Raw genomic sequence first — 22,754 nt, 5'->3', positions numbered from 1 at the left:
ATCAATGATCAATTTTCAATTGAAGGAACTACTTACCATTGACAATTGATCATTGAAAATTGCTTACTTAATCCACGCTCCATTTGGACCCAATTTATATTGTCCCACAGTTGTATTATAAGCCATAGAGCCATCATAACCTAAATAATAATATTTTCCTGTATTCGCATCTAATATCCAGCCTGTTTTCATCATACCAAAAGAATCAAAATAGTACCATTTATCACCTATTGTCTGCCAGCCTGTTCTTTTAGCTCCATCTGTTCCAAAATAGTACCATATTCCATTTATATTCAGCCAATCTGTAGCCATGTTTCCATTATCCTGCAAATAATAATTTCCTATCCAAGCTCTTTTTACTGGACTTCCCGTTGCATCATTATATTGCCATTTTCCATTTGCCTGTACCCATTGATTAACTTTACTGTTTGTAGTAGTACTGTCATTAGCTTTTTGATTTGTGTTTGTATCTGTTGTATTTGAAGTTGTCACAGTATCTCCTCTATTTATTATTAAAGTATATTTTCTATAAGAATCACTACTGCTATATTTAACTTCTATTTCAAATTTATTTGTACCTTTATATAAATCTACATCTTTTTTGTATTTATCATCTGAATCTACATAATGATTATCAATAAGTACTGAATAATCATCATTTTCCGGTTTTACCTTAATTGTTGCTTCATTTATGCTAGTAGGTACATTGTATGTATAGGTTGTTTCAGATTTATACAAAGGAATATCTTCATTATTTACAGTAAGTTTGCTTAAAAATATATTATCATAAGCATGGGAATCCTCTGTATATGTGCTTTTATCATCATCACTACCTGTATATTCTACTCTAACTTTGTATGTACTTAAAACATTTGTATCATCATCAGATTTTATGTTATCAGCTGGCACTTCACTATATACCTTTATAGTTATTAATGTTGTTGGGAAACTCTTTGACAATCGAATGTCAGTATTTGTCTCTTTCCCCTTAGAATCATTTCCTTTAAACACTCTAACATATTTTGAACTAACTCCACCCAGATCTAACCTAACTGTATCTGCTGAAGTTTTAGCATAATATATTGTATCAGCTTCTACATCCTCAGGTGCCACTCTTTCATTTTCCTTGTAATCACTTTTTTCATAAAATTTTATGTTATCTCCATCTGTATTTAATAATTCTAACATATCAAAATACTTGTTTGAATTTGAAGCCGCATATGCCTTTGTAGTTAATAAATTTATACTAGCTGCCGGCATACTAGCACAAAAAGCACTAAACATAAATGCTATTGCAATTATCTTTTTAATATTTTTATTCATTATATCTGCTCCCCCTTGAATATATTGTTTCAATGAAAATTATTTTTCTAACATATTAAGACAAAATTTCACCTATATATATATTACCATTTATAAACCAATATTTTAATATATATTTGAATTTTTATAATTTATTCTATAATATTTAAATTATAAATAATCTTTTTTAATTTCTACATACCTATAGCCTTTTATTATCTTAAATTTTAAGCTTACAACTCCAATATATACCTATCAAAAAGAACGCTTATTAACTAAGCGTCCCTTTTCATCTTAATCTTCTCTAAATAGTATATTTTTCTCTTAGTTATCTTCCCGTCCACGCTCCATCTGCACCTATAGTATATCCTTGTATTTTAGTACTACGCGCCATAGATCCATCACTAGGATTTAAATAATAATACTTTCCATCAGTATGTTTCATCCATCCTGTGAACATTTTCCCTTGACCATCTAAGTAATACCAAATTCCTCTTACTTGTTGCCAGCCTGTCTTTTTAGCTCCATCTGTTCCAAAGTAATACCATGCTCCATTAATTTGATACCAATCAGTAACCATATTTCCATAATCATTTACGTAATAACTTTGCACCCAACTATTCTTTAGTATTTTCCCAGTTCCATCTAGATACTGCCAATTTCCACCAACTTGCACCCATTGACTTACTTTTGTAGATGTTACATCAGTTGCTGTACTTGGTTTTGAGTCAGCTTTGGTTGTAGATGTTGTGGTAGTTGAATCATTTGAAGAACTTCCTCTATTAATGTTTATTGTATAAACTCTCTTATTATCATCTTCATCTTCAAGTTCAACCTTAAATTTGTTATTTCCTTTTTTCAAATCAACAGTCTTTTTAAACTTGTCACTACTATCTACTTCATCATCATCAATTGTAACAGTGTCCTCATCTTCATCTGGTGGTACGGCCTTAATTGTTGCTTCATCTGTATCACTATCAACACTATAATCATATGTAGTTTTTGAATCAGATAAAGAAATAACATCTCCATTTATAGACAGCTTATCTAAATAGATGTCATCATAATCGTCCGAATTGTCTGAATCATCCGAGCTATCACTGTCATCAGAACTGTCACTACCATCTCCTGTGTATTTTACTTTAATTTTATAATCATTTGCTTTATCATTATCATCTTCATATCTAATATCACTATCAGGTTCTTTATCATATATTCTTACAATAATTGTGTTAGTTCCTGATGAAAGACTTATATCACTTCCAGGTTTTTTCCCTTTTGTAGAATTTGAATCATTCTTAAATACTCTTACATATCTTGTATTAACACCATCTACATCAAAACTAATTGTATCTGATGAAGTTTTTGCATAATAAGTCACACCAGGCTCTATATCTTTTGAATCTACTTTATCATCATAACTGCTACTATCATAAATTTTTATATTACTTCCACTTGAACTTTCCATTTTTAAACTATTAAAGGTATCATCATCGTTTGTATCTGATGCATATGCCTTTGCCATTAATAAATTTACACTTGTAGCTGGTGCTGCTGCCGAAATACTTCCTACAGCCAACGCTAATGCCACTATTCTTTTTACATTTTTACTCATGTTCTTCCCTCCACTTTTATTTGTCAATTGTCAATTATCAATGGCCAATGATTGCCACTTCAATTGATTATCGAGCATTGACAATTTATCATTTTTCCTTGCTACGCCATTGCTCCATTACTATCTAAGGTATTTCCCTCAACAACTGAATTTTTAACCATTTTTCCTGTTGCATCTAGGTAGTACCATTTTCCATCTGAACTCTCAACCCAGCCAGTTTTCATTGCTCCGCTGCCATCCAAGTAGTACCAATTTCCAGAAGAATCTCCTAGCCATCCTAATTTCATTACTCCACTCACATCTAAGAAATACCATTGACCTTTAACGCTTACCCAGCCAGTTTGCATTTCACCATTATCATTAAAATGATACCATTTGCCATTTTCTGAATACCAGCCTATAGTCCTATATCCATTTTCATCCAAATGATATCTTATTCCAGTATTTGTATCAAACCACCATTGATTCTTCTTAACTGTTCCTGTACCATCTATATATCTCCATTTTCCATCAAATCTCTGCCATGCGTTAAGCGTATTTCCTTCAGTTTGTACTGTGAAAGTTTGTCCACTTGTAGTTGCTGTGTCTTTCTTTCCTCTATAAACATTTAGTGTATAAGTTTCATCTTCATCATCATGTTCAACATATATTGTTATTGTGTTATTTCCTTTGTCCAATTTAACTGTTGTTTCAAAATCATGATCTTTATCAACAGATTCATCATTTATTTTTATATAATCTTCATCATCGTCTGGCTCTGCTCTAACAGTCAAGGTATCAACATTTTCATCCACATTTACACTATAATCTGTTTGACTTTTTGAAAAATCAATATGTCCATCGCTTAAATGAATTCCATCTAAATAAGCATATTCTCTATCTTGCTCTGTGTCAGATGATGTTGTTTCCTTTTTCACATGGATTATATAAGTCTTAACAGAATCACTTACATCTCCATTATTATAAGCTTCTTTATACGCATCTTCACTCTTATATGTTCTTAAGTAAATAGTTTTGTAATTTGAATTAAGTTTAATGTCATCTCCAACATCTTTTCCTTCCTCAGTTTTGCTACCTGAAGTAAATACCTTAACTACATATCCACTTCCTTTAACTTCTGCTGCTATATTCAATACATTTATACCTTGAACTTCAGCATAATATTCATTTTTTGAAGTTAAATCTACCTCGTCTCCTGAGTAACTATCTCTAAGTTTAATTTCGCTCTTTCCACTATTCCAATTTAAAGCCAAAGAACTTAACTCCCCAGTGCTTGCAGCCTTATAAGTAGCTGCATAGGCCTCTGTAGCTCCCATTTTAAAATTATTTGCTGGCAAAAAGCCTGACACTGCACTAATCACTAGACTTGCAGCAATTATATATTTTATCTTTTTATGCATGTATATCCTCCTTTAAAATCCTGATCAATTTATATTTTTTTAACTTTATTTTCTTTTTAAAACTTACACTTTCCATCTTTTGTAGTTATGCTCTTTGTAATTTTATTAATTTAATCGAATGTACCAGAACAACCATCACCTTTTTACATGGTTTTAATTACTCTATGCAATTATAGCATATTTTTTCTTGAATATAAATAAAAAAACTATAGAGTATATTTATTCTAAGTATACTCCATAGTTCTTAATTTTTCCTTATATAAATATTAATTTTTTATAAATATTCTGTTACAATGGTCAACAATCATGGAGAGCTTGTTCCATTCTAACTTGTCAAATCGAAGATTGGAACAAACTAGAATATGTGCAAGCTTTCTCTTAGTGCTTTCAGCGAAATTTTCTTAGTCCTGCGTAATACAAATGTATTTGTCTTCTTCAAATTCACATCATTACTTGTTTCTAAACTTTAAGTGACTATTCTCACTAAAAATTATAAATATTTTTGTGCAGTAGGCATTGAAAATAAGCTGCTGAAGGTTCTTAATGGGATGTTATTTACATTTTTATATTTTTGCATATTAGTTAAACTTTCAATGTATATTTAGACCAGAAATCAAATGCATTTGTGTGCAGCAGGCATTTGAAAATTTCGCTGCTAAAAGCTCTTAGCGAAAGCTTGTTCCATTTTAGCTTGTCAAATCGAAGATTGGAGCAAGCCAAAATTGGTGCAAGCTTTCTCTTAGTGCTTTCAGCGAAATTTTCATAGTCCTGTGTAATACAAATGTATTTGATTTCGTCGAATCACCACATCAGTTTAAGCATTGTGCTAAAGTATTAGCACACCGCTTTCTGTGAATTTATATTCTTTTTCATCTATTTTCTTTGTTCCAGTTACCATTGTTCCATCATAATCTAAATAATATTTTGAATTAGCATATACTACCCAGCCTTTTTGCATATATCCATTTTCATCAAAATAGTACCACTTATTATCTAATTGTAGCCAGCCTGTCCTCATTGAACCATCATCATTCAAATAGTAAGTATGGTCAACGTTAGTTGTTTTATCGCCTTCTTGAACTGCAGTTGTTTCTTTATACCAGCCTGTCTTCATATCACCATTTGTTTTATCTAGCATGTACCATTGTTCTTTATTTTTCTGCCAGCCTGTTAACATTACACCATTGTTGTCAAACAAATACCATAAATTATTAACTTTAAACCAATCTGTTTGTCTAACTCCACTATCATTTAAATAGTAATATATCTTTTTATTATTATCAAATAACCATTTATTCTTGTATTCAGTTCCATTTTCATCATAATATTTATACCCTGCATCAGTTTTTACCCAGCCATTTTTTTTGCCATTTGTTTGTTCTTCATCTTTATCTGTATTTTGTGTATCTTGAACTTTTCCTCTATTTACAGTTAAGGTATAAGTTCTTTCTTTATCATTCACTTCGTCTTTTACTATTACTTTAATTTCATTTTTACCTTTTTCTAAAGAAACTTTATCTTGAAAATCATCTTTTTCCTTAACTTGATCACCATTAATAGTAACTACATCATTATCATCTTCAGGCTGTGCAGTTATTTTTAACTTACTTACAGATTCATCTAAATCTACAGTATAAGAATTTGTATCTTTCGAAAAATCAATACTTCCCTCATCTAAAGTGATATTATCTAAATATATATTATCTTGAGCATTTGAAGCGTCACCTCTAGTGACAGTTAAAGTATAAGTTCTTTGATTATCCTTACTATCAGTAACTTTAATTTTTATGTCATTTTTACCTTCATCTAAATCTATTGCTTTCTTATATCTGTCATTAGAATCAACTACTGCTCCATTTATTCTAACTCTATCATTGCTATTTTCTGGCTCAGCTGTAACATTAATATGATCAACATCTTTTGCTACTGTCAAATCATATGAACTTTTTTCCTTTAAAAAGCTTATGCTTCCTTTACTAACATCAAGTTTTTCTAAATATATAGAATCTTGATCTCCATCTTCAAAAGAACTTTCAGTAGTCTTTCTTATATTCAATCTATACTCTTGTTCACAGTTTCCAACATTCTTATCAACATCTTTGGCTTTTCTAAAAGCTGATTTATCTTCATAAGTTCTTACATAAATAGTTGAATCGCCTTTTCCAATTAAAATTTTATCTCCTGGATCATAAGCTGTTGCATCAGATTTATCAGAAGTAAATATTTTAACTATGTAGTCACTGCCTTCAACATCTGCATCTATTTTTATTCCATCACTTTTATCAGTTTGTTTAATATAATATTCAGTTTCATCACTTAACTTAACTTTATCTCCATTATATCCATCTAGTAAATCCAAAGATTTTCCATCTAAAGTTTTTACTTTAATTGATTTCAACTGTCCATCATCTGGAGAATATGAAGCTGCATAAACTTGTTGTACTTCCATCAAATATTTATTCATTGTTGTAGGTAAAATTGTTGCAGTTGCATTAACAATAAGTGTAAGTGCAATTATACGTTTTATATTTTTATTCATTTAATTTCCTCCTGATTCGTTCCAAATTGAATTCATCTATGTTGCAATTTTCAATTTTCAATGATTAATTTTTGTGATTAAAATTTAGTTGTATAGTTTTTAAAATCATTTTTTAATTTGTGTAAATGCTTGTGGTTTAGAAATTTAAATTGCACCATATGTAATTATTTTACCACTATTTCAATATAAAATCTAAATATTTCTAGCATTAATGGTCTTCTTTTTTCAAATAATAAGATATAAACTAATCAATTGTCACTTTTTAATACTAAATTGTCAGGTTTCGCGTTCATTGATTAGTAACTTTTATTTTTTATTAAATTTTAATTTTTAAAAATTAAAAAATTAAGTTTAGGAGGAGTGTTTATTATGAATAAAGAAAAAGTTTCTTATGAAGAGCCTAACTACGATATGGATAAATTAACAGATCCTCACCCATCAGCACCAGATGCTTCTGATATTGAAAAAATCAAAAAGATGTATTTACCAACTTCAAAAGCTGATAACAAACCAAGTGAAGAAAGCATAGAGCGTGCAAATGACTTAAATTATTCTAAGCCTGGTTCATTAATATGATGCAATTGTCAATGCTCTATTGCCAGCCCCTTATTTTAGAGCAATTATCAATGATTAATTGTTAGTTTAAAGTTACTCTGAAATATCAGCTGTCAATGCTCAATTGTAAATTATGAGTTATATAAATCTACATATTTCAAGAAAGGTTGTTAAAAACTCAAATATTTCCAAAGGAAGTCAACCTTACTCTATCATTGAGCATTGAGTATTGATTATTGCAATACCTAATTAGTTTAAGATTGCTTTGAAATTTCAGTTATCAATTATAACTAGTCAATTTTATATTCTAACTACAAGGAGTGATTATATATGAATAAAGAAAAAGAAGTTCCATGTACCTCTGATGTAAGAGATGATAGCAGCAAAGCTTTTACTAATCCATATCTTCCAAAGATGAGGACTAACTACCATCCAAGTCAAGATGATGTGGAAAGTGCAACTGGAGTAGATTTTCCTGTAAATATGCCAAATCCAGCAACAGATGCTATTGTTGCAAATAATATATCAAATCAAGAATTTGACTATACTCAAGACATGCTCTTGCCCGATGATGATTTATTCTGAGGCAATTGTCAATTATTGATAGTCAATTTTAATTTTGGTGAATAGTTTTTTTAATTTCGGTAAGAATATTATTTGTACCCCATAATACTCAGGCACTAAAGTTTTTCATTTTAATTTAGTGCTTATTTCCAAAAGAAAAGCTCCCATAAATTCAACTCTTATGGGAGCTTTCGTTTTGTTTATATCTATATATTTAAAAAGCCTTTTCCTCTTACCTCTGATACATCAATAATTGTTATAAATGCACCTGGATCTATATGATGAATTTCACTTTTTAATTCAACCATTTGATGCGAACTTACTATACAATAAAGCATTTTCTTCTTGCAATGGGTATATTCACCTTCTGCAAACAAGGATGTAATACCTCTATTTAAATCCTTTATCACATATTCGATAATTTCTTTTTCTTTACTTGTCAAAATAAGCAGCAATTTTCTGCTATTAAATCCTTTTAGCATCCTATCAAGAACAGCACTTTGGATAAACAATGAAATAAGTGTATATAAAGCTTGTGGTAGGCCAAATATTATTGCTCCAACTATAACTATTATCAAGTTAAGGGAAAATCCTAAACTTCCTATGTTGAAATTTGAATATTTTTTCCTTATTAACATGGTTACTATATCCATTCCACCAGTAGAACCACGCCTTAAAAATACTAATCCATACCCAATACCACACAATACTCCACCATAAATACAAAAAATAAGCGGATCACTGTCCATATTTAATATATGAGACATTGATTTTGTTATAATCAAAGAACTTGATAAACTTAGCATTCCTATAGTGGTATATATTGTAAAGTATTTATCAAGCTTTTTATAGCTTAAAAGAATTAATGGTATATTAATTATTAATACAACTATACCTGATGGCACTTTAGAAGTATATTCTAAAATAAGAGCTATTCCTGTAGCACCACCACTTAGCAGCTTAGCATGCACTAGAAATAAGTTTACTCCTAAAGATGCTATCATGCATCCTACAAAGATGAAAAAAACATCAATTAAATTTCTTTTATACTTGTAATATGTATCCATTGATTTACCTCTATTAATTATCAATTTTCGATGATCAATTTCCAATGATCAATTGTCAATCGTCAATGATTATTACGTATTTGTAATTGAGTATTGAGCATTGAATACTTAACATTCGCTCATATAGTTTATAACAAATTTTTATTAGTATCAACCTATTTTGACATTAAATTTTGAATTTATTTACTTCAATTTCTAATAGTTCTGCTTTTTCTTTTAATTTTCCTGCCTCTTTCGACACATCTGTTATTGCTTCTGTCTGAGTTTGGATTGATGCTGTTACCTCTTCTGAACATGCTGCTGTTTCTTCAGATATCGCAGCAATATTATTTATAGCGTTAACTACTTGTTCGTTATTACTATACATAACTCCAACAAAGTCTTCCATATACTCTATAGTGTTTGTTATCTCATCAGTAGCTTCTGTAATTTTAGTAAATGCTTCATTAACGTGATTTACTGATACAAATTGTTTTTCTGATACTTCTTTTACTTCTTTCATTGCATCTACACCACTTGATATGTCCTGCTTTATATTCATAATTATTTTAGCTATATCATTAGTTGAATTTGAGGAATCTTGAGACAACTTTTGAATTTCTTCTGCTACTACTGCAAAGCCCTTACCAGCTTCTCCTGCTCTTGCAGCTTCTATAGACGCATTCAAGGCAAGCAATTGAGTTTGTTCTGAAATTTCATTTAAAGCTTTTAATATACTTTCAATATTTTTAGATTTTTCATTTAGACTTTCAATGCTTTCTTGAGTTTTCTCTACAATATTGACAGTAGTTTCTGCCTTTTCTTTTAAATCGTCAACCTTTTGAATTCCATTAGCAATAGCTTTAGATGCATTAATTGCTTCCTTAACCATTAATTTAGTTTTTTCCGATAACTGATTAAATTCTTGATCCATCTTTTCGCCAAGCCTTGCACCATCTTCTGCTGCATTTGCCTGATTAACAGCTCCATCCGATATCTCTTCTGCTGTAGCACTTATTTCTTTGGCAACTGTTGAAGTTTCCACGGCTTTATCAGTTAATGTAACAGAACTATCTTTTATATCTTGAGTTAAATTCTTTGTACTCGTTAATAAATTGGCCATTTTGCTCATCATTTCATTAAAACTTAGTTCTAGAACCTTTATTTCATTTTTAGCTTTAGTGCTGCATTTAACTGTAAAATCTCCAGTAGCTGCTACTGATAATAATTGCGACATCTCTTTTAAAGGTTTTGATATTTTTCCTGCCATATACATTATTATTATGGCTGCAATAATTAATATTATTAATCCAGCAACTATTGATATTTGAGTTATTCTATTTATAATTGCCTTTGCACTTGTTTCTTTTTGTACTGTTATAACTGACCAATTAAGAGAATTTCCTGCAAGCTTAATATTTTGATAGGATGCATAATAATTTTGTCCATTTTCCTTGTATTGTATACTTCCACTATTCCCTGCCATCAATTGTGTTACTATCTCTTTTAACCCATCAGATATTTGTATAGGTTCTTCCTTCGGACTGCCTTCTTTAACACCCGTTGTCTTTGTTTGATTTTTGTAATTATAAAGCTGCTCTATAACTTGATCATCAGGATGTGCTACAACAACACCTTCACTGTCTATAATAAAAGAATATCTTCCTGCTTCCTCATCTGAATTTTCTTTTATTAATTCTTGCAATTTTCCAAGCTTAATATCAGCTCCCATTACCCCAACAAATTTATTATCTTGTAGTAAAGGAATGAATATTGATGTTACAGGATTTTTCGATGAAACTGAATAATATGATTTTGATACAAAAGGCACTAAAGAATTTTTTGCCTGAGTAAACCACCATCTATCAGACCTATCAGCTAATTCTCCTTGTGATCTTCCTGTCTGCATTCCTTTATCATTTTGTATGTACAATAATTCAAAATATGGATTTCTTTCTTTTGTTTCTTTTAATACTTTTTCCTTAGTATCTTTATCTCCATCTCTAACTTCAGAATTGTATGCCAAATCTTCTGTAACCTTGTAGGTAGTGTCAACAAATTCAGAAACATTTTGTGAAATAAGATTTGATACCATTTCATTTTTACTATTTATTTCTTTGTCATAATACTTTGATAACATTACATTTACACACAATATAATCCCTAAAGTTAAAATTGCAGCTATTGATAACATTGTAATCAATAACTCACTTTTTATACTTCTGTTTTTGAACTTGTTGCTTGAATTAATGTGTTTTCTAATATTTTGCTGCTCTGCTTTAAAAATCGTGTCAACTTTTTTACCTTCCATTTATAATCCCCTCATTTTCTGTTGTTTTTTTTAATATTTTATATTGTTTTTAAATATTTTACGTTTTTATATCTAATATTATAATATACTGACGATTCCTTTAACTAGTGCTTTGCTAAAAAAATAACAAAGCCTTAACCAAAAAGTTAAGGCTCATACCTATTAATATTTTTATTTAATTATATCTGCCAAGCCAGTTAATTTTAATTATTATGCATTATTCATAATATTCTGGAGCTTTTTTTATACTGTTAAAGAATTCTTCATCATGGGCAAAGAATACTTTCGCATCATATTTTTTCTCTAGCGCTCTTACTTTATTAATTGATTTAAAGAAAGAAAGGCTGTCATAAAGTAATCCAGATGTCTTGACAGGTGGTCCATAAATTTCTGAATTATATACACAATCTTGAGGAAAGATTAAAGTGCCCTCTTTTTCTAAATGAACTATTATTCCTAACAAGCCTGGTGTATGTCCTGGTAAATTAATTATTTCTACACCTTTTGCAAATTCAAAATCTTCTTCAACTAAATGATATTGCTTTACTGATACATCTAAATCTGCCTTTATGTATCCACCATGAGTTATAGGATTTGAATTTAATCTAACTTGAGTTTGAGCCTGCATAAAATCTGCTTTAGGTACATAAACCTCAGCATGCTTAAACATATCTAAATTGCCTGCATGATCTAAATGCATATGAGAAATAATTACTTTCTTTATTTCCTCAGGCTTTGTCCCACATAGTGCTAATTGATTTTCTAATCTTTGCTCTTTAGTCTGATATAATGGATAAACTTCTTGTAGATTTTTAGGCCAATATCCCTTCATTGCTTCTGGATTACTTCCTAAATCATATAGAATTTTTCCATCTGGATGATCTATTAAAACAGCCATTACAGGGAGCTTAATCCATTCATTTTTCACAAATGGCTGGCTATAAGTCCCTATAGTAGCTCCACCAACCACATTATTTTTATCCGTTTCTAAATATCCTGTATCTAAAACATATACTTTCATTTCACAATCCTCCAATTCAATCACAATGGTTTTATTGTAATTCTTTATTTATAAATACTGATTCCATATTAAGAATTTCTGATTTCAATACCTATATAAATACTAAATTCCTAGTTTCCCTTTACGAATTTCTGCTTTCACTAGCTACTTTTTATATTATCACTGGAAAATTGTATTTGTATATGTTCTTGAGTGACGATTTTCTTGTGCATAAGGTATAGTTTTTACATAAAATTATAATTAATTATTTTAATATATGTTCTAGTTAATATGGCACATCTCAATTTAAGAAAATCAAAAAGAACTTTACCATTAATTTATAATTGATCATTAAGCATTGATAATTAAAACATATATAAAGGTGTTTAAAATAAATGTTGGTAATAGTTCTTCCTTATATATCAATTATAGATTCAGTAATACTTAGAATTTTTATTAATAACATTTACTTAAAACAGTCTTACAATATATTTTTAGATTTATGCTAAATCAATGAATTTTAAAGGAGCAGTCCAATATAAACTGCATCTTTTCTAAAAATTTCTAATCATATATATGACTTATTATTGAATATTACAAAAAAATTTTGAGGCCTTTCTAAAATAAATCTTACAAAAGCCTCAAATGTCAATTAATGATTATCACTGTTTAATTATATACCTAATCTCTAATCTCAATTCTCAATTCTCAATTCTCAATTCTCAATTCTCAATTCTGGGAAGTATACCACAATCTCTAATTTTCCTTTATTCCTTGGAATTATATTATCTTTTACAATCTCTCCATTAATAAGAACTTGTATTTGCTTTTCATTTATCTTTTCACCTTTTGCCAAAGTTTCACTTAAGGTATTATCCTTATCAAATCTTTTAACTTTAATCGTATAATCCTCTTTTTCATTTGTAATTTTGATTTCAAATTCATTCCAATCCTTCGGAACGCATGGTTTTATGGTATATCCTTTATCTTTAACTTTTCTAAGTCCTAAAATATTTTCAACTCCAACTCTATACATCCAGCCAGAGGCTCCAGTATACCAGCTCCACCCGCCTCTTCCTGCATGAGGTTCCTTAATATAGACATCTGCTGCCATTACATAAGGTTCTACTTTATAGGTCATGCACTCTAATTCTGTCTTAGTATGATTAATTGGATTTATCATATTATAGTATTTCACAGCTTTATCACCTAACCCAAGCTTTGTTAAAGCTAAGATAACCCAAACTGCTGCATGAGTATATTGCCCTCCATTTTCTCTAACTCCTGGCACATATCCTTTTATGTACCCAGGCTCTAACTTTGAATTACTAAAAGGTGGTGAAAGGAGCAGTATCATTGCTTTATCTTTCTTAACAAGGTTCCTATCAACTGCTTCCATAGCCTCAATTGCTCTCTGCCTTCCATCCGCCTTCAATTCAAGATTAGTTTTACTTTCAAAGGCTCCTGAGATTATTGACCAGCTTTGAGCTAAAGAATCAATTTGGCATTCCGGATTTTCTCTTGATCCGAGAGGAGTACCATCATCAAAATATGCTCTTCTATACCAGCCGCCATCCCATGCATTTTTTTCTAAATTTTCTCTTATAAATTCTTTTCTTTCTTCATAATGAAGTTTGGTTTCATTATCCTTTTGGTTTTCTGCAATCTCAATGAAACTATTTAAGATCGAATACAAGAACCATCCAAGCCAAACACTTTCTCCTTTTCCTTCATTTCCAACTGTGCTCATTCCATCGTTCCAATCTCCACTACCCATTAATGGAATGTTATGAATACCAAATTTCAAAGCTTTTTCTATCGCTTTTATACAATGCTCATAGATTGTTCCTTCTTTAGATGATTGATTTACTATAGTGTACCTTTCATCTTCCCCTTCTCTTAGTGGTTCATCTTCAAGATATGGAGCCCTCGCCTTTAAAAGTTCATAATCTCCTGTAGAATTAATATACTCTGCTGTTACATAAGGCAACCATAGCAAATCATCACTAAACCTTGTTCTAATACCCGAATTTACAACTGGATGCCACCAATGTTGAACATCACCTTCCACATATTGTCTAGAAGCACTTCTTAATATCTGTGCTTTTGGAATTTCAGTATCAACAACTCCAAGAGACAAGGAATCTTGAAGCTGATCTCTAAAACCATAAGCACCACCACTTTGATAAAATGCACTTCTGCTTAAATATCTACAACTTAAAGTTTGATATAAAAGCCATCCATTTAAAAGATGATCTAATGACTTATCAGGTGTCTTAACTTGTATATTTCCTAGGAAATTTCTCCAATATTGTTTTACCTTATCTAATTCTATTTGTACATTTTCAAAATTCTTATATTTATTGATAATGGCCGCTATGTTCTCCCTATTTTCCTGTCCAAATAAAATTACTAATTCCTTTTTTTCACCCTTTTTTAATTTAATACTAGTAACTGCTGCCAAACAAGGATCATAGCTTCCACCTGAATTATTACTTAATTTATCCCTTTTCAAAGCTTTTGGTCTAGAGGTTTCACCATTAATTCCTATAAATTCTTTATTATCTCCAGTAAAGCTTATGTTATCTCCACCTAAAATAGTTAAATAAGCATTTAATTTACCAAAATACTCGCTATATGGATTACTGGCTCCTATAAAATCTACATTTTCATTATCACCAACTATATATGTAGAAATATACCTACCACTATCATATTCATAAACTCCTAAAACAAGTTTTGCATAATAATATAATGAGAGTTCCCTATCTCCATCACTTAAATTTTCTAAAGTAACTCTTTGAAGTTTTATTTTCTCATTTTTAGGGGCAAATACTTCAAGAATTCCTTTTATATCATAGGCTGTATGTCTAAATTCAGAATATCCGAAGCTATGCTTTATTAAATATTCACCTGAATCTCTAATTGGCTTTGGTGTTATTGAAAAACATGCCTTTGAAACCTTATCTTGAATATAAAGGCCTTCTCCTAAAGGATCTCTTATATAATCATTACTCCAAGGTGTTATTTTATTTTCTCTAGAATTTCCACACCAAGTATAACCCGCTCCCACCTCTGATACATGAAATCCAAAATCATCATTAGAAATAACATTAATCCATGGTGCTGGCGTATTCTTATAATTAGACAATTTTATTATGTAGCTATTATCTTCTTTATTAAAACCACCATAACCATTAAAGAAATCTAAATCCTCCATATTAAATTCTTCAAAAGTTTGATTATTATCAGAAACCTCTTTTAATCCAATTAAGTCAGCTTCCTCCTCAACCTTTGCTTCAGTAAAATCAGCTTGTTCTTCCGCTTCCTTAATATTCTTAACTACTGATTGCTCCATATTTTTAGCAACATCGTATTTATTAATTACTTCTTCATCATTATCATATACTTCATAAGGAATATTATTTTCAATTGCATTTCCCTTTTCATATTTGTCTTTGAAAAGAGCATTATTTCTTAAAGCTATTGGTGAATCCATGCCTTCTTTATCTAAATTCATATAACTATTTAATCTTTTCTCATTATACGCATATGAAGATAAATTATTATTCTTATCAACATAAATTCTAGAAATACCGATTAATAAATTCTTAACTTCTACAGTTAAAGTTGATTTACTATGAATGAATATTCCTCCTGGTTTATTTAAAGAGTTATTTTCATTTGCCACTCTTATAGCTTCCATTACACCCTTTTGAAGTGGTGCATCATAGGATATTTCCTCATCATTATATATAATTAAATCCAATTTAACTCCCTTGAGTTTTAAATAATGATGAAATTTTACCATATTAAATACTAGGTGCATATCTTCTTCAGCTTCAATAACCAACATTGCAATTGGTAGATCCCCAGAAATTCCATAAGGCCATAAGTCTTTTTGATGTTTTGAAATATTATTAATATATTCTTCTCTATTCTTTCTACTATTACTTAAAAAGAATATATTGCTGGCAACGCTTTGAAATATATTAGCCATACCACTTCTTATTCCCAAATTTTTCAACTCAAGCTGTGTGGCTGTACTATATCCTTCGAATACTTTATCAAGCTTACCAGGATTATTATATTCTCTACATAGATTTAATACTTGTTCTTTAGAATCGCAAATACCTGTAATATAGAAAATCTCCCTTTTTGAATTTGGCTCTAATCTAACTCTAACTCTTACACTCATTATAGGATCTAATACTGTTCCTACAGTATTATCTAAGGCTTTGTCATTATCCATTGCTTGTGGATTTTTCAATTCTCTGTTTCTTCCTATGAAATTAATTCTTGAAGTCTCATAACTAATACCACCCTCTAATTCTCCCTTAACAACCGCCTTGTGAAAAATGTATGGAACTTTTCCATCTTTAACTCTCGGTCTTCTGCTTCCAACAAGTATATGTTCTTCTTTATCATATTCCGTTTGAATAAACAAATTAGAGAAAGCAGGGTGAACAATATCAGCACTAAAAGTAGCTAAAGTTATTTCCATATAACTTGTTATTTCAATACTCCTACCTTTATCCCCATTGTTTTTTAATATTAGTTTTCTAACTTCAAAATTTTCTTCTATTGAAACAGCGACTTCTGTAACAGTTTCAATATTTCCATCTCGTCTGCTAAACTTAGCTTTATCTAGATTCAACTCTACTAAATATTTTTCTCCAGAATCCTTGCAAGGCTCATAAGTAGAACTCCAATAATCATTTGAATTTAAATTCTTTATGTAAAAGAACATTCCACTATCATCACTTGTGGAATTTCCTTTCCACCTATAAAGCATAGTATCATTTTTCTTAGAATATCCACTTCCGCTAACAGTAATCATTGAAGAATACTCACCATTACACAATAATAATAGCTGCGGACTGTCTTGGTTGGTTTTTTCAAATACTCTTGGAATTAAAGCTTCTCCTTTAAAATATTTATTCTTAATAAAATACTCTTCATTTCTTTCAAAGGTTACATTTTGAGGAACCTTTTCTTTTAGCAGAAGTTCAGTTGCCTTAACCTCTGGTAAACTATGAAATCTACTAACTAAAATATTATTTAGCAATACATTATCTAAGGCCATTAATGACATTCCTAAATGATGCACCATATAAGTAACAACCTTGTTAACCTTCTGTGGATAATTTCTGTTATTAACATTATCATTTTCGACCTTATCCACAACTATAGGAGTCTTTATGTCATAGTTATCCACATTATGAACATCTTCCACATCATAATGTGTAATATTTGTGTTAATTTTATCCCTTGTATTATCCACTCTTTTATCATGGTTATCCACAGTTTTCTTAAAGTTATCCACATTTTGTGAATAGTTTTTCCCCACTAGGGACAAAGCGTATTTACTTTTCTCCTCTGCAGTACTTCTTATACCATCAAAAATATCATCTTTTGAGAAGCTAACTATATAATTATCTTTTCTGGCTTTAGTATAATCTACAGACTCAATAAAACCGTATCTCCCTATAGCTCCTAATTTTTCTAATTCCTTAAGGTTCTTTATTCCAGCTCTTTTAGCAAAAGGTAACGTCATTAAAGTTGAATATGGTGATATTACCAATTCATCTTCAAGACCTCTTTTTAATCCAAGTCCAGGTACCCCAAACGCTTTATATTGATAATTTTCTGAAGCATCAAATTCATAAAATGCAGATTCAGATATTCCCCAAGGTGTTTTCTTTTGCTTAGCAAAGCTTATTTGAGCTTTGATAACAGATTTATATGTTTGACTAAGCAAGGTTCTCGGATAATTCTTCATTATTAATCCTGGCATAAAATATTCAAACATGGTTCCACTCCAGGAAACAAGGGAATGAGCATGAAAAGCATTAGTCATAGCTCTTCCTAATTTGAACCAATGAGCTGTTGGCACATCATTTTTTGCTATCGATACAAATGAAGCTATCCTTGATTCTGACGCCAATAAATCATAATAAGAATTTCCTAAAGACTTTTCTTCAACATTATATCCAATTGAAAACAAACCTCTAGTTTTATCATAAAGAAAGTTGAAATCCATCTCTTTTGACATATTATCAATATCTTGTATTATATTATCCATCTTATTTATATAATTTTTAAATATCTCAACTTTTTGTCCCAATATACATTTAAAGTTATCCCCATTTTTATTTTTATACTCTTCACATCTGTGGATTAATTCAAAAAAATCAGGTACTCCTTCAAAGAATTCTTTACTATATAATTTTTCTAATCCTCCAAAAATCAATTCGTAGTGCTCAATTTTTTTCCTAACTTCATTAGTAAGCTTGTTAATCCAATAATCCGCCTCAGTATTTTCTATATGATATGTATATTGACCACTTTCTTCTTTAAAAGTATGCTCTAAATCACTTGTATTATCATTTAGCTCTTCTAATTCTTCTAATCTTTCAATAGCTTTTAGTCCTTCAAGTTTAAATAAAATCTCATTTAATACCTTTAAATATTCACCAATATCAATGTGAGAGGAAAATTTCAGTTTCAATGAAGGATCTTCTTCTTCAATTATCTTATAAATATCATTCAGCGATTTTACTTCCTTTGATCTTATTATCTTGTTATGTTTAAGTTCTTGCATGGTTTGCTTTAGCACCCAAAGATCTCCCAATAAATTTCCGCTATCAACTGTTGATACATATCTTGGCCATAACGGCTCCTTTGTTTTTGTATCATACCAATTTAAAAAATGTCCATTTACCTTTTGCAAGCTTTTCATACTATTTAATATAAGCTCTATTCTATCAATAAATTCTAGCATTGTTATATATCCTAAATCATATGCAACTATGTTTGAAGTAATTCCCATTCCTATATTAGTTGGAGAAGTTCTGTTAGCCACTCCTCTAAATGGCTTTTCTTGATAATTATCTGGAGCTAAATAATTATTTTCAACATTAACAAAATCCTCATAGTAAGCATATATTCTTCTTGATATCTTCCTTAGATAAGTTTTTTCTTCATTTTGTAGCATATCTCGTTCATGTTCTGGAAACTTCGCACTTATACAATAAGCCAAATATGGACTAGAAATCCAAAGACCTGCTACAAAAATATTATAGGCAATAACACCAAAAGAACTATAAAAAGACAAGTATAAAACTAGTAATCCCATTACTGGGGCAATCCACATTCCCTTTAAATATGCACCAAAATCATTTCTAGAACGCTTTTCCACAAATTCTGCTGATTGCCACTCTAAAAGATTTCTCCTAGAGAATATTACTCTAAATAATGTTATTAGAATAGCATCTAACATTAGAAATGCTTGATATGGAATAAAGCTAACTATAAGCATTATTTGTTCGAAATTCTTAAATGTCCCCATTAATTTATTCTTTGGAGTAACAACAAAGTCAGTTACTGTAAATACCAAAGAAATTATAGAAGCCAAAAACACTAAAAATGCGATTTGACTTCTTCCTGATAAAACAGTTAAAGATAAAATAAGAGTACACAATAGATTAGGTGCCAATAAACTTCGTCTTAAGTTATCAAAGATTTTCCACTTGTACAACAAACTTATATTATTAGAAAATAGCCATCCTATTAACTGCCAATCTCCTCTAACCCATCGATGCAATCTTTTAGAACTTGCAGCATAGGAACTTGGATAACCGTCAATAAATTCTACATCACTCACCAATGCACATCTTGCAATTCCACCTTCAAGAAGATCATGACTCAATATAGTATCATCATCTATGGCTGTATGTAGTACTTTATAAAACTCATCTATGCTTATTATCCCTTTTCCTGTAAATGAACCTTCTCCAAATAAATCTTGATATGTATCAGAATATGCTACTGAATAGCCATCAACTCCTCCTTCTCCTCCAAATATTCTTGAAAAGTAAGTTTGATTCTTTGCTTCTAAGCTTATACTTACTTTAGGTTGCATTATCCCATAACCTCTGATAACTCTGCCATCTTTAATTTGAGGAATATTAAGCACATGACTCATAGCCCCTATCAACTTAAAAGCACTTTCCCTTGGCATAAAGGTATCTTCATCTAATGTAATTAAATATTTCACAGCTCTTAATGGCTTAATATCAGAACTAAAAACATTAAATGTATGCTCTTTATTGTTTCTAATAAGAGCCATGAATTCCATTAACTTTCCACGTTTTCTCTCTCTCCCCATATAAATATTTTGTTTCTTATTATAGATTCTTCTTCTACTTAAAAAAAAGAATTTGTCTTCATTATTATCTTCAATGTTCAACTCATTTTTATCCTCAAAATTTTTTTCTTGGATATTTAAATCATTTCTATTCTTAAAATTTTTATCTTCGATATTTAAATCATTTCTATTCTCAAAATGTGAATATTTTTCGTTAAGTCTTCTGGCACATTCAATACCACATTTAATTATTTCAGTATCATTTTTTTCTGTTTCATATTCAGAATCATAAAAATCACTAAGTAAAGCAAAGTATAAATTTCTATCTCTATTTCCTAGATAAGCAACTTCTAATTTACTCATAAGCTCTTGAACTTTTTCTTTAGAATTTACAATAGCAGGAATTACAACTACAGTTTTACTCTCATCAGGAACTCCTTTACTAATATTTAATTTTGGAACTAATTTAATATCAATAATTTTACTTACAGTATAATTAATAAGCCCCACTATAATTTCATTTACAGGAATTAAAATAATTAAAAATGAAATTATATATTCAGTTCTAGTATATGTCCCCCCTAGTAAATTAATTATAAACAAAATAAGAAAACTAATTATTAATGTTCCAAATGCATTAAAAGCTACATAGACAGGTTCAGAATTTATTAATTTCTTGCTATTCTTATATGCTTTTAATTGTTTTACTCCATCATCAATTAAATAATATCCTACATGGCACTTGTAATTTTCTTCATTACTAATTTTACTTATTTCTGCAAGTTCTAAAATGTTATTAGCTAAGTCAATTTCATTTATTCCAGAAGTCCTTGCAATAGTTTCAAGTTTATGTCTATAATAATCTTTAGTCTCAAAATCCATATTATTATAAGCATTCTCTGGATCTCTTTTCAAAATACCTTCAACTAAAGATGTGTTTTCAAAAAATCTTCTCCAGCTAATTCCTTCAATTTTTCTGATAGATGTAATATATTCTCCAATATTTCTCTCTAAAGTTTCTTCTCTTAAGTCACTTTTTATATTATTATCATTTATATCTATATTAATTTTCCACTTTGCTTGAACTAACTCTTCTATTCTCCCATCTTCAATTGAATTATCTCTTAAAACCCTAAGAAATTCTCTTAAAAACAACGGACCAATATTTTTATTTTTCGCAACAATGCTCTGAACTTCTTCATTAAATTTACCATTATTAATTGAATCTATAACTTTTTCAGCTACAGTTTTCCCCCTAATTATTTCTTTTTGAATCTCAACAAGTTCATTAGTATATTTAGATAAATTAATGATTATTGCTATTTTAAGCATAAGTGGAAAAGCCCACAACTCTCCTGTGGTAAAAGCTGTTTGCTTGTTATTAGAATTTGTACTTAAAGCGTCTTCTTGAAGTTCATTTATATAACTTATAAATTTATCACAATCAATTTCATTTCCTTCATTTATATAATTCTTTGCCACTACAAAAATACGTGGAACTAATTCATTAATCTCAATATTAGCATTTGAATTTCTATTATTACTTTTATGTCCTTTATTATTATTTCCATTGTAATTAACTTCATTAATACAGTCTAATCCCTTAAAATAATCTATAGGCATTTCAACCTTTATTGCTTTATACTCTTTCTCAATCAAATATATATTATCAAGTAGCCATTCTGATGCTCCAAGAACTTTATAACCATTTTTGGACAGCTTGCTAAAATACCTGAAATTTTCATGGATGCAAGAAAACCCTTCCGCAAGCTCTCTTAAAACATTTTTTCTTACTCCATAAGAATTATTCATTTTCAAGTAAAAAACTCCCTTCTTCACGTAACTTTAAACACAATTACTCAATAGAGATATTTTTACCAAGATTATAAATAATATTCTTAACTCTATAACAAAAAGCAAATAGTATTTCAAATTATAGAATTCAACTCTTACATGATTTTCAGGTATGCGAACAAGCTCTTACTAATTTTCAAATTTGAATACATTACATAAGCATGCACAAACAATAAAATTTAATTCAAATATTTTTATTATTGCATAAAAAGAGTATAGATCTACAAAATCTATACTCTTAATCAATTTATATTATGTTCTTTATAAATTAAAAAAATGGTAATTTAAAAGTAATGGCAGCATATACATATGCAGCAAAAATTCCTATAAATATTAATGCTGCTAAAAGATTCCTTAATATTATTCTTTTGCTTCTCCCAGTAATAGAATAACAAAATAGAGATAGAAAAATCACTCCT

10 protein-coding genes are annotated in these 22,754 nt (G+C 29.6%); 2 read left to right on the top strand and 8 right to left on the bottom strand.

What is annotated here, in order from left to right:
* Window positions 1-63: 63 nt before the first annotated feature.
* The 4 genes from L3B98_RS11140 to L3B98_RS11125 form a co-directional block, all read right to left on the bottom strand.
* Window positions 64-1,323: a cadherin-like beta sandwich domain-containing protein gene (locus L3B98_RS11140; RefSeq protein ID WP_238916655.1), complete on the bottom strand. Its 1,260-nt coding sequence runs from the start codon at window positions 1,321-1,323 to the stop codon at window positions 64-66.
* 307 nt (window positions 1,324-1,630) lie between these two features.
* On the bottom strand, window positions 1,631-2,917 hold the full coding sequence (locus tag L3B98_RS11135) for a cadherin-like beta sandwich domain-containing protein (protein ID WP_238916654.1): 1,287 nt from the start codon (window positions 2,915-2,917) through the stop codon (window positions 1,631-1,633).
* A gap of 101 nt (window positions 2,918-3,018) precedes the next feature.
* Window positions 3,019-4,317 (bottom strand): cadherin-like beta sandwich domain-containing protein, encoded by a 1,299-nt coding sequence (locus tag L3B98_RS11130; RefSeq protein ID WP_238916653.1) that lies wholly within the window; start codon window positions 4,315-4,317, stop codon window positions 3,019-3,021.
* A gap of 826 nt (window positions 4,318-5,143) precedes the next feature.
* Window positions 5,144-6,856, bottom strand: coding sequence for a cadherin-like beta sandwich domain-containing protein (locus L3B98_RS11125; protein WP_238916652.1), 1,713 nt, complete (start codon window positions 6,854-6,856; stop codon window positions 5,144-5,146).
* Between the two features lie 369 nt (window positions 6,857-7,225).
* On the opposite strand from L3B98_RS11125, the gene L3B98_RS11120 reads away from it, so the two are divergent.
* Window positions 7,226-7,432, top strand: coding sequence for a hypothetical protein (locus L3B98_RS11120; RefSeq protein WP_238916651.1), 207 nt, complete (start codon window positions 7,226-7,228; stop codon window positions 7,430-7,432).
* A 309-nt stretch (window positions 7,433-7,741) separates the two neighbouring features.
* Complete coding sequence (locus L3B98_RS11115) at window positions 7,742-7,996, top strand: hypothetical protein (protein ID WP_238916650.1); 255 nt, start codon at window positions 7,742-7,744, stop codon at window positions 7,994-7,996.
* Window positions 7,997-8,181: 185 nt separating this feature from the next.
* Here the strand turns inward: L3B98_RS11115 and L3B98_RS11110 are convergent, their stop codons facing one another.
* From L3B98_RS11110 to L3B98_RS11095, 4 genes are all read right to left on the bottom strand, one after another.
* The gene (locus L3B98_RS11110; RefSeq protein ID WP_238916649.1) at window positions 8,182-9,042 is read right to left on the bottom strand and encodes a YitT family protein; all 861 of its coding nucleotides are present in this window, start codon (window positions 9,040-9,042) and stop codon (window positions 8,182-8,184) included.
* 166 nt (window positions 9,043-9,208) lie between these two features.
* The gene (locus L3B98_RS11105) at window positions 9,209-11,332 is read right to left on the bottom strand and encodes a methyl-accepting chemotaxis protein (RefSeq protein ID WP_238916648.1); all 2,124 of its coding nucleotides are present in this window, start codon (window positions 11,330-11,332) and stop codon (window positions 9,209-9,211) included.
* A 217-nt stretch (window positions 11,333-11,549) separates the two neighbouring features.
* Complete coding sequence (locus L3B98_RS11100) at window positions 11,550-12,353, bottom strand: N-acyl homoserine lactonase family protein (protein WP_238916647.1); 804 nt, start codon at window positions 12,351-12,353, stop codon at window positions 11,550-11,552.
* A 694-nt stretch (window positions 12,354-13,047) separates the two neighbouring features.
* The gene (locus L3B98_RS11095; RefSeq protein WP_238916646.1) at window positions 13,048-22,299 is read right to left on the bottom strand and encodes a glucoamylase family protein; all 9,252 of its coding nucleotides are present in this window, start codon (window positions 22,297-22,299) and stop codon (window positions 13,048-13,050) included.
* Window positions 22,300-22,754 lie beyond the last annotated feature (455 nt).

This window comes from Clostridium sp. YIM B02555, from assembly GCF_022320955.1.
Lineage (GTDB): Bacteria > Bacillota > Clostridia > Clostridiales > Clostridiaceae > Clostridium > Clostridium saccharoperbutylacetonicum.
This window is presented reverse-complemented; position numbering and strand designations above follow the sequence as displayed.

Bases quoted from the DNA above. Each gene is read 5' to 3' on its own strand.
- L3B98_RS11125 (WP_238916652.1), bottom strand. From the start codon at position 6,856: ATGAATAAAAATATAAAACGTATAATTGCACTTACACTTATTGTTAAT.
- L3B98_RS11100 (WP_238916647.1), bottom strand. From the start codon at position 12,353: ATGAAAGTATATGTTTTAGATACAGGATATTTAGAAACGGATAAAAAT.
- L3B98_RS11105 (WP_238916648.1), bottom strand. From the start codon at position 11,332: ATGGAAGGTAAAAAAGTTGACACGATTTTTAAAGCAGAGCAGCAAAAT.
- L3B98_RS11110 (WP_238916649.1), bottom strand. From the start codon at position 9,042: ATGGATACATATTACAAGTATAAAAGAAATTTAATTGATGTTTTTTTC.
- L3B98_RS11140 (WP_238916655.1), bottom strand. From the start codon at position 1,323: ATGAATAAAAATATTAAAAAGATAATTGCAATAGCATTTATGTTTAGT.
- L3B98_RS11135 (WP_238916654.1), bottom strand. From the start codon at position 2,917: ATGAGTAAAAATGTAAAAAGAATAGTGGCATTAGCGTTGGCTGTAGGA.
- L3B98_RS11130 (WP_238916653.1), bottom strand. From the start codon at position 4,317: ATGCATAAAAAGATAAAATATATAATTGCTGCAAGTCTAGTGATTAGT.
- L3B98_RS11115 (WP_238916650.1), top strand. From the start codon at position 7,742: ATGAATAAAGAAAAAGAAGTTCCATGTACCTCTGATGTAAGAGATGAT.
- L3B98_RS11120 (WP_238916651.1), top strand. From the start codon at position 7,226: ATGAATAAAGAAAAAGTTTCTTATGAAGAGCCTAACTACGATATGGAT.